General features: G+C 60.3%; 12 protein-coding genes. 6 read left to right on the top strand and 6 right to left on the bottom strand.

Translation table 11 applies throughout. The features are described from left to right. The first annotated feature begins 94 nt into the window (after positions 1 to 94). Together crp and B3229_RS04060 are read left to right on the top strand one after the other, a co-directional pair. The gene (crp, locus tag B3229_RS04065) at positions 95 to 727 is read left to right on the top strand and encodes a cAMP-activated global transcriptional regulator CRP (protein ID WP_000242758.1); all 633 of its coding nucleotides are present in this window, start codon (positions 95 to 97) and stop codon (positions 725 to 727) included. A gap of 58 nt (positions 728 to 785) precedes the next feature. Further along, on the top strand, positions 786 to 2,861 hold the full coding sequence (locus B3229_RS04060; protein WP_048784774.1) for a YccS/YhfK family putative transporter: 2,076 nt from the start codon (positions 786 to 788) through the stop codon (positions 2,859 to 2,861). On the opposite strand, the gene argD is transcribed toward B3229_RS04060, so the two are convergent. From argD to ppiA, 5 genes are all read right to left on the bottom strand, one after another. After that, entirely contained in the window at positions 2,862 to 4,082 is a 1,221-nt protein-coding gene (gene argD / locus B3229_RS04055) for a bifunctional acetylornithine/succinyldiaminopimelate transaminase (RefSeq protein WP_286868879.1), read from the bottom strand. 88 nt (positions 4,083 to 4,170) lie between these two features. Next, positions 4,171 to 4,746 carry an aminodeoxychorismate synthase component II gene (locus tag B3229_RS04050; protein WP_286868877.1) on the bottom strand — a complete coding sequence of 192 codons (576 nt, stop codon included), beginning with the start codon at positions 4,744 to 4,746 and terminating at the stop codon, positions 4,171 to 4,173. 41 nt (positions 4,747 to 4,787) lie between these two features. Continuing rightward, positions 4,788 to 5,384, bottom strand: a complete 597-nt coding sequence (locus B3229_RS04045) for a putative adenosine monophosphate-protein transferase Fic (RefSeq protein ID WP_286868875.1) — start codon at positions 5,382 to 5,384, stop codon at positions 4,788 to 4,790. Beyond that, positions 5,371 to 5,553, bottom strand: a complete 183-nt coding sequence (locus B3229_RS04040; RefSeq protein WP_033753059.1) for a YhfG family protein — start codon at positions 5,551 to 5,553, stop codon at positions 5,371 to 5,373. Before B3229_RS04040 ends, B3229_RS04045 begins: the two co-directional genes overlap by 14 nt. A 111-nt stretch (positions 5,554 to 5,664) precedes the next feature. Beyond that, the gene (ppiA, locus tag B3229_RS04035) at positions 5,665 to 6,237 is read right to left on the bottom strand and encodes a peptidylprolyl isomerase A (protein ID WP_286868873.1); all 573 of its coding nucleotides are present in this window, start codon (positions 6,235 to 6,237) and stop codon (positions 5,665 to 5,667) included. A 262-nt stretch (positions 6,238 to 6,499) separates the two neighbouring features. Here ppiA and tsgA point away from each other — a divergent pair, with 262 nt between their 5' ends. The 4 genes from tsgA (at position 6,500) to cysG (ending at position 12,204) form a co-directional block, all read left to right on the top strand. Further along, a complete protein-coding gene (tsgA, locus tag B3229_RS04030) occupies positions 6,500 to 7,678 on the top strand; it encodes an MFS transporter TsgA (RefSeq protein WP_048781618.1) in 1,179 nt (392 codons plus the stop codon). A 211-nt stretch (positions 7,679 to 7,889) separates the two neighbouring features. Then, complete coding sequence (gene nirB / locus B3229_RS04025) at positions 7,890 to 10,430, top strand: nitrite reductase large subunit NirB (RefSeq protein WP_286868871.1); 2,541 nt, start codon at positions 7,890 to 7,892, stop codon at positions 10,428 to 10,430. Beyond that, entirely contained in the window at positions 10,427 to 10,753 is a 327-nt protein-coding gene (gene nirD, locus B3229_RS04020; protein ID WP_048781623.1) for a nitrite reductase small subunit NirD, read from the top strand. Before nirB ends, nirD begins: the two co-directional genes overlap by 4 nt. Before the next feature lie 86 nt (positions 10,754 to 10,839). Next, the gene (gene cysG / locus B3229_RS04015) at positions 10,840 to 12,204 is read left to right on the top strand and encodes a siroheme synthase CysG (protein ID WP_286868869.1); all 1,365 of its coding nucleotides are present in this window, start codon (positions 10,840 to 10,842) and stop codon (positions 12,202 to 12,204) included. A 74-nt stretch (positions 12,205 to 12,278) separates the two neighbouring features. On the opposite strand, the gene trpS is transcribed toward cysG, so the two are convergent. Further along, entirely contained in the window at positions 12,279 to 13,283 is a 1,005-nt protein-coding gene (gene trpS / locus B3229_RS04010; protein WP_033753076.1) for a tryptophan--tRNA ligase, read from the bottom strand. Positions 13,284 to 13,295 lie beyond the last annotated feature (12 nt).

Here is a 13,295-nt window from a genome sequence, read left to right as displayed (position 1 = left end):
ATCTCCTTTAGGGGAAACGCTTGAAGCTTTCATCGCCTGGCAGGGACTAATTCCCCCGCGTTTTGGGCACGATTACAACAGAGGATAATAGCGAATGGTTCTCGGCAAACCGCAAACAGACCCTACACTCGAATGGTTCCTGTCCCATTGCCATATTCACAAATATCCATCCAAAAGTACGCTGATTCATCAGGGTGAGAAGGCTGAAACCCTCTACTACATCGTGAAAGGTTCCGTTGCGGTGCTGATCAAAGATGAAGAGGGCAAAGAGATGATCCTCTCTTACCTGAATCAGGGTGATTTTATCGGCGAGCTTGGCCTGTTTGAAGAAGGTCAGGAGCGTAGCGCCTGGGTACGCGCGAAAACCGCGTGCGAAGTAGCGGAAATTTCCTATAAGAAATTCCGTCAGCTCATCCAGGTGAATCCGGATATTTTAATGCGTCTCTCTTCGCAGATGGCGCGCCGTCTGCAGGTTACATCGGAAAAAGTGGGCAATTTAGCTTTCCTCGACGTGACCGGACGTATTGCACAAACCCTGCTTAACCTGGCGAAGCAGCCAGACGCCATGACGCATCCCGACGGCATGCAAATCAAAATTACTCGTCAGGAAATTGGCCAAATCGTTGGTTGCTCGCGCGAAACCGTGGGCCGCATTTTGAAAATGTTGGAAGACCAGAATCTGATTTCCGCACACGGCAAAACCATTGTCGTTTACGGCACCCGCTGATTTCCTCTCACTCACGGCGTGATGTCACCGTCACGCCGTTACTGCTTTTAGTGAAGTGATGTGGCGCCGAATCATCTATCACCCCGAAGTTAACTATGCCCTGCGGCAGACGCTGGTGCTCTGCATTCCGGTAGCGCTCGGCTGGCTGTTCGGCGATCTGCAAAAAGGCCTGCTCTTCTCTCTGGTTCCCGCCTGCTGCAACGTCGCGGGTCTGGATACGCCCCATAAGCGCTTCTTCAAACGTCTCATCGTCGGCGGCTCGCTGTTTGCGCTCGGCAGCTTTCTGATCCAGCTATTAACCCTGAAAGGGGTGCCGCTGCCTGCCGTGCTCTTTGTCCTGCCGCTGCTGCTGGGCGTCACCGGCGAAATCAGCCCGCTGCACGGCCGCCTGCTCTCCGGCACGCTGGTGGCGGCCATCTTCACGCTGAGCCTGATCGGCCGCATGCCGATCTACGTGCCGCCGCTGCTCTATATCGGCGGCACGCTCTGGTACGGACTCTTTAACTGGTTCTGGTTCTGGCTGTGGAAAGAGCAGCCGATGCGCGAAACCCTGAGCCTGATCTACCGCGAGCTGGCGGACTACTGCGACGCGAAATATACCCTGCTGACCCAGCTTACCGACCCGGAAAAAGCGCTGCCGCCGCTGCTGGCGCGCCAGCAGAAAGCGGTCGATCTGATCAACACCTGCTATCAGCAGATGCATATGCTCTCTGCCAGCCGCGACAACAGCCACAAGCGGCTGACGCGCGCGTTTCAGGTGGCGCTCGACCTGCAGGAGCATATCTCCGTCAGCCTGCATCAGCCGGAAGAGGTGCAGAAGCTGGTGGAGCGCAGCCATGCGGAAGCGGTGATCCGCTGGAACGCCAAAATCATCTCGGCGCGGCTGCGCGCGCTGGCCGACGCCATTCTCTACCATCAGTTGCCGAGTCGTTTCGATATGGAGAAGCCGCTCGGCGCGCTGGAGAAAATCGCCCGTCAGCATCCCGATAATCCGGTGGGCCACTTCTGCTACTACCACTTCAGCCGCATCGCGCGCGTGCTGCGCACGCAAAAACCGCTCTACCAGCGCGACCTGATGACCGATCGCCAGCGCCGACTGCCGCTGCTGCCCGCGCTGCGCAGCTATCTGTCGCTAAAGTCCGCCGCGCTGCGCACCGCGGCGCGCTTCGCCGTGATGCTGATGTTCGGCAGCGCGCTGGCGATGCTGTTCGATATTCCCAAGCCCTACTGGATCCTGATGACCATTATGTTCGTCAGCCAGAACGGTTACAGCGCCACGCGAGTGCGCATCCAGCACCGGGCGCTGGGCACCTTCGCCGGTCTGGTGATCGCCGCCGCCTCGCTGCGCTTCGCGGTGCCGGAATCGCTGGTGCTGCTGTTTATGCTGGTGGTGACGCTGGTGAGCTATCTGGTGACGCGTAAATATTACGGCTGGTCGATGATTGGCTTTACCGTGACGGCGGTCTACTCGCTGCAGCTGCTGTCGCTGAACGGCGCGCAGTTTTTACTGCCGCGCCTGATGGACACGCTGATGGGCTGCCTGATCGCCTTCGGCGGCATGCTGTGGCTGTGGCCGCAGTGGCAGAGCGGGCTGCTGCGTCAAAACGCCCACGACGCGCTGGAAACCTATCAGGACGCGCTGCGGCTGCTGCTGGGGCCGGAGCAGGAGGCGAAGAAGCTGGCCTGGCAGCGTATGCAGGTCAATCAGGCGCACAACGCGCTCTTCAACTCGCTCAATCAGGCGATGCAGGAGCCGGGCTTCAACGCCCAGTACCTGAAAGATATGCGCCTGTGGGTGACGCACAGCCAGTTTATCGTCGAGCATATCAACGCCATGACTATCCTCGCCCGCGAGCACACCATGCTGACGCCGGACCTGGCGCAGCGCTATCTGCAGTCGTGCGAAGTTGCGCTGCAGCGCTGCCAGCAGCGGCTGGAGTATGACGGACCGGGATCGCAGACTAACGTGATGGCGGGCGTAGAGAACCTGGATGAAGGGCCGACGACGATTCTGGAGCAGCATGTGAAACGTATTCTGGAGCATCTTAACGTGATGCATACCATCTCGTCGCTGGCGTGGAGCCAGCGGCCGCACCATGGTCGCTGGCTAATCAGACATTTGCGGAAAGGATAGTCAGGCGGTCAGCGCGCGTTCTACCGCACGGGCGAAGCGCGCCATGCCCTCTTCGATATCGGCGGGCTCAATCACCAGCGACGGCGCAAAGCGGATCACGTCGGTGCCCGCCACCAGCACCATCACCCCTTCCGCCGCTGCGGCGTTAAGAATGTCGCGCGCCTTACCGGCGTGCTGCGGCTTCAGCGCCGCGCCGATCAGCAGCCCTTTGCCGCGGATCTCTGAGAAGAGATCGCGCTTCGCGTCGAGCGCCTTCAGTGCCGCGACGAACTGCTCGCGACGCGCCTGAACGCCTTCCAGCACCTCCGGCGTATTGATCACGTCCAGCGCCGCTTCCGCGACCGCGCAGGCGAGCGGGTTGCCGCCATAGGTGGTGCCGTGTACGCCCGGCGACATAGTTGAGGCGATATCCTCAGTCGTCAGCATGGCGCTGACCGGGAAGCCGCCGCCCAGCGCTTTGGCGGTGGTGAGGATATCCGGCGTCACGCCGTAGTGCTCATAGGCGAACAGCTTACCGCTGCGTCCCATGCCGCTCTGCACCTCGTCCAGCACCAGCAGCGCCTGATGCTTATCGCACAGCGCGCGCAGACCCTGCATAAACTCTGCCGTCGCGGGCATCACGCCGCCCTCGCCCTGAATCGGCTCGACCACGATGGCGCAGGTATGGTCGTCGATAACCGCTTTTACCGCCTCGAGATCGTTAAAGGGAACGTGCACGATATCCGCCGGTTTCGGCCCGAAGCCGTCGGAGTATTTCGGCTGGCCGCCGACGGAAACGGTAAACAGCGTGCGCCCGTGAAACGCGTTGTGGAAGGCGATGATTTTACTTTTGAACGGGCTGTGGCGCTGGCAGGCGTAGTAGCGCGCCAGCTTGAAAGCGGCCTCGTTCGCTTCCGCGCCGGAGTTGGCGAAGAAGACGCGATCGGCGAAGGTGGCGTCGATAAGCTTGCTCGCAAGGCGCAGCGCCGGCTCGTTGGTAAAGACGTTGCTCAGATGCCACAGGGTTTCGCCCTGGGTTTTCAGCGCCTCGACCAGCGCCGGATGACAGTGGCCCAGCGCCGTGACGGCGATGCCGCCGGAGAAGTCGATATACTCTTTGCCCTGCTGATCCCAGACGCGGCTGCCCTTGCCTTTGACCGGCACGAACTGCGCAGGTGCATAAACAGGCAAAATGACGTTATCGAACGTTTCCCGCGTTACCGCAATTTTCTCCGCTGCCATCGACGACCACCTTTGATTATTTATTGAGCCACAGTGAAATAATAGTCATAAAATATGCATAATAAATCAACCGAAGGCAAACATAACTTCAGGTTTCAAGAAAATTACGCAGCAGCTGGTGCCCCTGCTCGCTCAGAATGCTTTCCGGATGAAACTGCACCCCTTCCAGCGCCATTTCCCGGTGGCGAAAGCCCATCATCTCATCCGGTTCGCCCTCTTTCAGGCTCCAGGCGGTGATCTCGAACGCGTCGGGCAGTGAGTCCCATGCCACGATCAGAGAGTGGTAGCGCGTAACGGTCAGGGGATGGTTGAGGTTGCGGAACACGCCGCGCTGGTTATGGGCGATAGCGGAGGTTTTGCCGTGCATCGCCTGGCGGGCGCGCACTATTTTTGCGCCGTAAGCCTGGGCGATTGCCTGGTGGCCCAGGCAGACGCCGAGCACCGGAATGCGCCCGGCAAAGTGGCGGATCGCCGCCATCGAAATACCTGACTCGTCGGGCGTACAGGGCCCTGGCGAAATCACCAGATGCGACAGCGGCAGCGCCGCCATCTCTTCCAGCGTGATAGCGTCGTTGCGTACTACGCGTACCTGCGCGCCAAGCTCGCAGAAGTACTGATAAAGATTCCAGGTAAAGGAATCATAGTTGTCGATTAGCAGCAGCATAGTCCGTCCTGACTGAGAAAACCGCCGCTATTCTACGCGTTTTACAAGCTGGCGCGACTCACGACGCGAGCAAAGACCGCCTCCAGCGGCGCCAGATCGCCGTCCGCGCCCGCCTGGCAGGCCTCGCGCCACTGCGCTGGCTCGACCTTCTGCCAGTCGAGAAAATAGCCGGCGTGCAGCGCCAACTGCTCGAAGAAGATGCGCTGGGCGCGCCCGTTGCCTGCGCGGAACGGATGCAGCATCGCGATTTCGCAGTAGTAGTGCGCGATGCGCGCCGCGAAATCCGCCTCTTCCAGATTGCGCAGTCCCTCTTCCTCTTCCAGCGCGTCCATCAGCGTATTGCCCTCTTTTTCGATGTACTCGAAGTGGCAAAACGGCGTGTCGTCGCGCCAGATATCAATGGTGCGCAGCTCGCCCGCCCAGACGTAGAGATCCTGGAACAGCGTGCGGTGAATATGGCGCAGGAAAGGCAGGCCGATGGTGGCTGGCCCCAGCTCCAGGGTGGCGAGGCGCGCGGCGCTGAACGCCAGTTCCGCCTTGCGCAATTGAGCGGCGTCGTGGATATCCAGACGGTTTTTCAGCACATCGTCGTTCTGCCACAGATAGGGATCGCGGGCAACGCTGCTATTCGGCGCCATACTGCCTCCTCAGCGAATCGAGTCGCGCTTCGGCCGCGTCAGCCTGTTCGTAAGCGCTGGCAGGCTCCGCCAGGGTTAAGCCGTCCAGCCGACAGCTGGCCTGATAGCTGGCGACGCGTCGCTGCTGCCAGAGCGTATTTTTCTGTTTCTCGGTGAGTTTGTTTGCCATGCCGCCTCCTGCTCAGGGTTGTCCACACTCTCGAAGCTGAGTATAGGAGCAAATTTTCCCTTTGCCGGAGACGGGCAAGGCGAGGCCGCCAGAGGATGGCGGCGCTGAAGGTCAGGGCAGGACTTTGGCGGAAAGGATAACTACCGGTTTTACCGGCACATTTTGATAAGGGCCGACATCCTTGGTTGGGACCTGGGCGATTTTATCGGCCACGTCCATTCCTTTCACAATTTTACCAAATACCGCGTAGCCGAAGTCGCGCTGGCCGTGGTCAAGGAAGGCGTTATCGGCGACATTCAGAAAGAACTGGCTGGTGGCGCTGTCTTTATCGGCGGTGCGCGCCATAGAGATGGTGCCGCGCAGGTTGCGCAGACCGTTGTCCGCTTCGTTCTTGATCGGCGCGTTGGTCTGTTTCTGCTGCATGTCAGCGGTAAAGCCGCCGCCCTGCACCATAAAGCCCGGGATCACGCGATGAAAAATGGTGTTGTTGTAAAAACCGCTGTTAACGTAGTCGACGAAGTTTTTCACCGAAACCGGCGCTTTTTGATTATTCAGTTCAAGTTCGATATTACCGGCGGACGTGGTGAACAGGACGTGCGTATCGCCTTTGGCAGCCAGCGCCGAGACGGAAACGGAGGAGAGCGCAAACAGGGCGACCGCCGCTGTAAGAGTACGTTTAAGCATGAATGAGTCCTTACCTTGGAGAGCAGCTTTTAACGACACTGATTGTAAAGAGCATAAAATACAAGAGCCAGCGTTTTACCGTTATTTACGCACGGGTTGCTCAAGCCAGCAGAATCGCCCGCGCAAACGTTTTCGTGATATAAATCACATTATGAATGAAATATGAAAACTGATTTTCAGTCTTTATTTATTAAGATCACAGTTCCGTTTACACTTTCTGACAGTTTTACGCCGCCCTCTCTGGTTTCCACAGGTTCAAAACATGACAAATCGTAATCGTATCGGGCTTACCTGGATAAGCTTTTTCTCGTACGCGCTGACCGGCGCGCTGGTGATCGTCACCGGCATGGTCATGGGCGACATCGCGAAGGATTTCCAGCTGCCGATTGAAAGCATGGGAAATACCTTTACCTTCCTGAACGCCGGCATTCTGGTCTCGGTGTTCCTGAACGCCTGGCTGATGGTTATCGTGCCGCTGAAGCGCCAGCTGATTTTCGGCTTTATTCTGATGGTGCTGGCGGTGCTGGGCCTGATGACCAGCCGCGATCTCTCTGTCTTCTCGCTGTGCATGTTCGTGCTGGGCGTGGTCAGCGGCATCACCATGTCGATCGGCACTTTCCTGATCACCCATCTGTATGAAGGCCGTCAGCGCGGTTCGCGCTTGCTGTTTACCGACTCCTTCTTCAGCATGGCCGGCACGCTGTTTCCGGTGCTGGCCGGCATCCTGCTGGCGCGCGCGCTGCCGTGGTACTGGGTCTACGTCTGCATCGGGATTATCTACGTCGCCATTTTCGTTCTGACGCTGTGCGTCGAGTTTCCGGTGCTGCGCAAGCCGGAAAACAGCCCGACGGTGGAGAAAGAGAAATGGGGCGTCGGCGTGCTGTTTCTCGCCGTGGCCGCACTCTGCTACATCCTCGGCCAGCTCGGCTTTATCTCCTGGGTGCCGGAGTACGCCACCAAAACCATGGGCATGGATATCGCCAGCGCGGGCCAGCTGGTCGGCAACTTCTGGACCGCCTATATGGTCGGCATGTGGGTCTTTAGCTTCCTGCTGCGCTTCTTCGATCTGCAACGCATCCTGATGGTGCTGGCCGGTCTGGCGACGCTGCTGATGTACTGGTTCGTCAGCACCACAGACGCCAGCATGCTGCGCTGGGTGATTATGATTCTGGGCTTCAGCTCCAGCGCCATCTACACCACCATCATTACGCTCGGCTCGCTGCAGACCAAAGTCTCCTCGCCGAAGCTGGTGAACTTTATTCTCACCTGCGGCACGGTCGGCACCATGCTGACCTTCGTGGTGACCAGCCCGATCGTGAAGCAAGGCGGCGTCCATGCCGCGCTGCTGACGGCGAACGGTCTCTACGCCGTGGTGTTCGTGATGTGCGTGCTGCTGGGCTTTGTCACCCGACACCGCCAGCACGGCCACGTGATGCACTGATGAAACAGGGCGGCGCAGGCCGCCCTCTTCTTTCCCTGCCCTGAAATGTGATCCAGCTCTTTTTTTCAGTAAATCGAACAACTTACAAAAAGTACTTCATAAACAGCGATATACCTCAAAATAGGTATACAGAAAGGCGCTTGATGTATATCAATATGAGCTAAAAACGGCGCGCTATTGTAGCCTCAATTCCCGCAATTTTGAGGCAAGCATGAGCAAGCACAATGTCGTCGTTATCGGTAACGGCATGGTTGGGCATCGCTTTATTGAGGAGCTGATCGACAAAGCCGAACCCGGCCAGTTTTCATTAACCGTCTTCTGTGAAGAGCCCCGCGTCGCCTATGACCGCGTTCACCTTTCCGCCTACTTCTCTCACCATACCGCCGAAGAACTCTCTCTGGTTCGCGAAGGCTACTATGAAAAACATCAGGTTAATCTGCTGCTGGGCGAGCGCGCCATCACCATCAACCGCGAAGAGAAGCTGATCCACTCCAATACCGGCCGCGCGGTGAGTTACGACACGCTGATTTTCGCCACTGGCTCTTACCCCTGGATCCCGCCGATCAAAGGCGCGGAAGGCGCCGACTGCTTCGTCTATCGCACCATCGAAGATCTCAACGCCATTGAAGCCTGCGCGCGCCGTAGCAAACGCGGCGCGGTAATCGGCGGCGGCCTGCTCGGCCTGGAAGCCGCTGGCGCGCTGAAAAACCTGGGCGTGGAAACCCACGTGATCGAGTTCGCGCCGGTATTGATGGCGGAGCAGCTCGACGTCCAGGGCGGCGAGCAGCTGCGTCGTAAAATCGAAGAGATGGGCGTGCAGGTGCACACCAGCAAAAATACCCGTCAGATCGTGCACCACGCCGCGGGCGGCAAAACGCTGGAGTTCGCCGACGGCAGCGCGCTCGACGTGGACTTTATCGTCTTCTCCACCGGCATTCGTCCGCAGGACAAGCTGGCGAAGCAGTGCGGTCTGGCGCTCGGTCAGCGTGGCGGCATCGCCGTGGACGACCGCTGCCGTACCAGCGATCCGGCGATTTACGCCATCGGCGAGTGCGCCGCCTGGCAGGACCGCGTCTTCGGCCTGGTGGCGCCGGGCTATAAAATGGCGCAGGTGGCGAGCGACGCCTTAACCGGCCGCGACAGCGCCTTCCAGGGCGCCGACATGAGCGCCAAACTCAAGCTGCTCGGCGTCGACGTCGGCGGCATCGGCGACGCGCGCGGCCGTACGCCGCGCGCGCGCAGCTACGTCTGGCTGGATGAGAGCCGCTCGGTCTACAAACGCCTGATCGTCAGCGAAGATGGCAAAACTCTGCTCGGCGCGGTGCTGGTGGGCGATACCAGCGACTACGGCAATCTGCTGCAGCTGGTGCTCAACGCCATTCCGCTGCCCGAAAATCCAGAAGGGCTGATCCTGCCCGCCGGCAGCGGCGAAAAACCGGTAATGGGCGTCGATTCGCTGCCGGATAGCGCGCAGATCTGCTCCTGCTTCGACGTCAGCAAAGGCGACATCATCAAGGCGGTCCAGGGCGGCTGCCATACCGTCGCCGCGCTGAAGAGCGAAACCCGCGCCGGTACCGGCTGCGGCGGCTGCATTCCGCTGGTGACGCAGGTGCTGAACGCCGAGCTGAGCCGTCAGGGCATCGAGGTCAACAATCATCTCTGCGCTCACTTCCCCTACTCGCGTCAGGAGCTCTATCACCTGATCCGCGTCGAGGAGATTAAAACCTTCGACGCGCTGCTGGCGAAATACGGCACCGGCTACGGCTGCGAAGTCTGCAAACCCACGGTGGCGTCGCTGCTGGCGTCGTGCTGGAACGATTTCGTGCTGGCGCCGCAGCATACGCCGCTGCAGGACAGCAACGATCTCTTCCTCGGCAATATTCAGAAAGACGGCACCTACTCCGTAATCCCGCGCTCGCCCGGCGGCGAAATCACGCCGCAGGGACTGAAGGTGATTGGCGAGATTGCCGAACGCTACAATCTCTACACCAAAATCACCGGCTCGCAGCGCATCGGCCTGTTCGGCGCGCAGAAAGACGACCTGCCCGCTATCTGGTCACAGCTTATCGCCGCGGGCTTTGAAACCGGCCAGGCCTACGCCAAAGCGCTGCGCATGGCGAAAACCTGCGTCGGCAGCGCCTGGTGTCGCTACGGCGTCGGCGACAGCCTCGGCTTCGGCATTGCGCTGGAGAATCGCTACAAAGGCATCCGCACGCCGCACAAAATGAAGTTTGGCGTCTCGGGCTGCACGCGCGAATGCGCCGAGGCGCAAGGCAAAGACGTCGGTATTATCGCCACGGAAAAAGGCTGGAACCTCTACGTCTGCGGCAACGGCGGCATGAAGCCGCGCCACGCCGATCTGCTGGCGGCCGACCTCGATAGCGATACGCTGATCGCCTACCTTGACCGCTTTATGATGTTCTACATCCGCACCGGCGATCGGCTGCAGCGTACCTCGCTGTGGCTGGAGAGTCTGGAAGGCGGCATCGACTACCTGCGCAGCGTGATCGTCGACGACAAGCTGGGCATCAACAGCAAGCTGGAGGCGGAGCTAGGCGAGCTGCGCGCCCGCGTGCGCTGCGAGTGGAAAGAGGCGGTGGACGATCCCGCGCAGCAGGCGCGCTTCGCCCACTTTATCAACGCGCCGCTGCGCGATCCCAACGTGCAGATGGTGGCCGAACGCAGTCAGCATCGTCCCGCACGGCCGGAAGAGCGCATCGCCGTCACCCTGATCGAGGAGAGCGAAGTATGAGCCAGTGGACGCCCGTCTGCGATCTGCAGCAAATCCTGCCCGCTACCGGCGTATGCGCGCTGGTGAATAACCAGCAGATCGCTATTTTCCGGCCGCGCGACGATAGCGAGCTGTTTGCCATCAGCAATATCGATCCCTTCGCCCAGGCCAGCGTGCTGTCGCGCGGCATTATCGCCGAGCATGAAGGCTGCCTCTGGGTGGCCAGTCCGCTGAAGAAACAGCGTTTCCGCCTCAGCGACGGCCACTGTATGGAGGATGCGTCGCGCTCTGTCGCCGCTTATCCCGTTCGCGTCAACGCGGGCAAGGTCGAGGTTTGCGCCTGATCTCCTCCTCGCCCTGATGCTATGCTACGCCGCCGACGCCCCGCGCGTCGGCGGCCTGCCCTCTCTTCTCGCTTTCAGGATGCGCTATGGACTATTTTCCCCTTTTTTGTCGCCTGCAGGGCAAGCGCTGTTTGCTGGTAGGCGGCGGCGATGTCGCCGAGCGCAAAGCGCGGCTGCTGCTGGCCGCCGGCGCCGATCTGCATGTCGGCGCGCTGCGCTTTTCCCCTGCGTTCCAGCAGTGGGCCGATCGCGGCGAGCTGGCGTTGATTTCGGGCGCGTTCGAGGACGCCTGGCTGGATGAGTGCTGGCTGGTGGTCGCCGCCACCGATGACGACGCGGTGAATCAGCAGGTCGCGCAGGCCGCCGAAGCGCGCCGTATCTTCTGTAATCTGGTGGACGCGCCGGAGCAGGCCAGCGCCATTATGCCGTCGATTATCGATCGTTCGCCGCTGATGGTCGCGGTCTCTTCCGGCGGCCGCGCGCCGGTGCTGGCCCGCCTGCTGCGCGAAAAAATCGAGGCGATGCTGCCGCAGCATCTCGGCCAGCTGGCGTCGCTGGCGGGCACGCTGCGCGCGCGCGTTAAACAGCGTTTCGCCTCAATGGCGCAGCGACGCTTTTTCTGGGAGCGCTTTTTCACCAGCGATCGGCTGGCGCAGACGCTGGCCAACGGCGACGGCGCGCGCGCGGCGCAGCTGGTCGACGAACTGTTCAGCGAGGCGCTGCCCGCTCAGGGCGAGGTGACGCTGGTGGGCGCTGGACCGGGCGATGCCGGGCTGCTGACGCTGAAAGGGCTGCAGCAGATCCAGCAGGCGGACGTGATTGTCTATGACCGGCTGGTCTCTGAGGAGATACTTAGCCTGGTGCGCCGCGACGCGGAGCGCATTTTCGTCGGCAAGCGCGCCGGACACCACTGTGTGCCGCAGGAGCAGATTAATCAGCTGCTGCTGGAGCAGGCGCAGCGCGGCAGGCGCGTCGTGCGGCTGAAAGGCGGCGATCCCTTTATTTTTGGCCGCGGCGGCGAGGAGCTGGAGGCGCTAGCAGCACATCATATTCCGTTCAGCGTGGTACCAGGCGTCACGGCGGCGTCGGGCTGTTCGGCCTACAGCGGCATTCCGCTGACGCATCGCGATCATGCCCAGAGCGTGCGGCTGGTGACCGGCCATCTGCAGCAGAAGAATAAACTGGAGTGGGAGAAGCTGGCCGCCGAACAGCAGACGCTGGTGTTCTATATGGGGCTGTCGCAGGCGCCGCATATTCAGCAGCAGCTGATGCGTCACGGCATGCGCGGGGATATGCCGGCGGCGCTGATTGAGAACGGCACCAGCACGCGACAGCGCGTGGTGACCGGCACGCTGGATCGGCTCAGCGAGCTGGCGCAGCAGGTAGAGAGCCCGTCGCTGATAATTATCGGCAGCGTGGTGTCGCTGCGCGATCGCCTGCGCTGGTTTTAGGCCGGCTGCGGAAATCAGAAATAAAAACGGCGGGTGCAAACCCGCCGTTCATGCCAGTCACTTAAGCTCCCGTTTCAGGGCGCGGCGACAAAGCCGATCGCTTCGTACACCTTCTTCAGCGTCTCCTGCGCGCGCTCACGCGCTTTCTGCGCGCCGTCGCGCATCACCTGCTCCAGAAAAGCTTCGTCGTTGCGATAGCGGTTATAGCGCTCCTGCAGCTCGGTGAGCATGCCCGATACCGCATCCGCCACCGCCCCTTTCAGGTGGCCATACATCTTGCCTTCGAACTCCGCTTCCAGCTCGGCGATGGTTTTGCCGGTAACGCCAGAAAGAATATCCAGCAGGTTCGAGACGCCCGCTTTCTCTTTGACGTCGTAACGCACTACCGGCGGCTCTTCGGAGTCGGTCACGGCGCGTTTGATCTTCTTCACCACCGACTTCGGATCTTCCAGCAGGCCGATAACGTTATTGCGGTTATCGTCTGATTTTGACATCTTGCGCGTCGGCTCCAGCAGCGACATCACGCGCGCGCCTGATTTCGGAATAAACGGCTCAGGCACGCGGAAAATATCGCCGTAGAGCGCGTTGAAGCGCTGCGCGATATCGCGGCTTAGCTCAAGGTGCTGCTTCTGATCTTCGCCTACCGGCACCTGATTGGTCTGGTAGAGCAGAATATCCGCCGCCATCAGCACCGGATAATCGAACAGGCCCGCGTTGATGTTCTCTTCGTAGCGCGCCGACTTATCCTTGAACTGCGTCATGCGGCTCAGCTCGCCGAAATAGGCGTAACAGTTCAGCACCCAGCTCAGCTGAGCGTGTTCCGGCACGTGCGACTGCACGAAGATAGTGCTCTTGCTGGGATCGATGCCGCAGGCGAGATAGAGCGCCAGCGTATCCAGCGTCGCCTTGCGCAGCGCCGCCGGATCCTGACGAACGGTGATAGCGTGCAGATCGACGATGCAGTAAATGCAGTGGAAATCATCCTGCATCTGCACCCACTGACGCAGCGCACCCATATAGTTGCCAATGGTAAGTTCGCCGGACGGCTGTGCGCCGCTGAAAACAATGGGTTTGCTCATACTTGTGTCCTG

This window comes from Pantoea sp. UBA5035, assembly GCF_002415245.1.
GTDB classification, from domain to species: Bacteria; Pseudomonadota; Gammaproteobacteria; order Enterobacterales; family Enterobacteriaceae; genus Pantoea; species Pantoea septica.
The sequence above is the reverse complement of the archived record's forward strand: the minus strand, read 5'-3'. Positions and strand labels throughout refer to the sequence as shown.

Bases quoted from the DNA above. Each gene is read 5' to 3' on its own strand.
- crp (WP_000242758.1), top strand. From the start codon at position 95: ATGGTTCTCGGCAAACCGCAAACAGACCCTACACTCGAATGGTTCCTG.
- B3229_RS04060 (WP_048784774.1), top strand. From the start codon at position 786: ATGTGGCGCCGAATCATCTATCACCCCGAAGTTAACTATGCCCTGCGG.
- argD (WP_286868879.1), bottom strand. From the start codon at position 4,082: ATGGCAGCGGAGAAAATTGCGGTAACGCGGGAAACGTTCGATAACGTC.
- B3229_RS04050 (WP_286868877.1), bottom strand. From the start codon at position 4,746: ATGCTGCTGCTAATCGACAACTATGATTCCTTTACCTGGAATCTTTAT.
- B3229_RS04045 (WP_286868875.1), bottom strand. From the start codon at position 5,384: ATGGCGCCGAATAGCAGCGTTGCCCGCGATCCCTATCTGTGGCAGAAC.
- B3229_RS04040 (WP_033753059.1), bottom strand. From the start codon at position 5,553: ATGGCAAACAAACTCACCGAGAAACAGAAAAATACGCTCTGGCAGCAG.
- ppiA (WP_286868873.1), bottom strand. From the start codon at position 6,237: ATGCTTAAACGTACTCTTACAGCGGCGGTCGCCCTGTTTGCGCTCTCC.
- tsgA (WP_048781618.1), top strand. From the start codon at position 6,500: ATGACAAATCGTAATCGTATCGGGCTTACCTGGATAAGCTTTTTCTCG.
- nirB (WP_286868871.1), top strand. From the start codon at position 7,890: ATGAGCAAGCACAATGTCGTCGTTATCGGTAACGGCATGGTTGGGCAT.
- nirD (WP_048781623.1), top strand. From the start codon at position 10,427: ATGAGCCAGTGGACGCCCGTCTGCGATCTGCAGCAAATCCTGCCCGCT.
- cysG (WP_286868869.1), top strand. From the start codon at position 10,840: ATGGACTATTTTCCCCTTTTTTGTCGCCTGCAGGGCAAGCGCTGTTTG.
- trpS (WP_033753076.1), bottom strand. From the start codon at position 13,283: ATGAGCAAACCCATTGTTTTCAGCGGCGCACAGCCGTCCGGCGAACTT.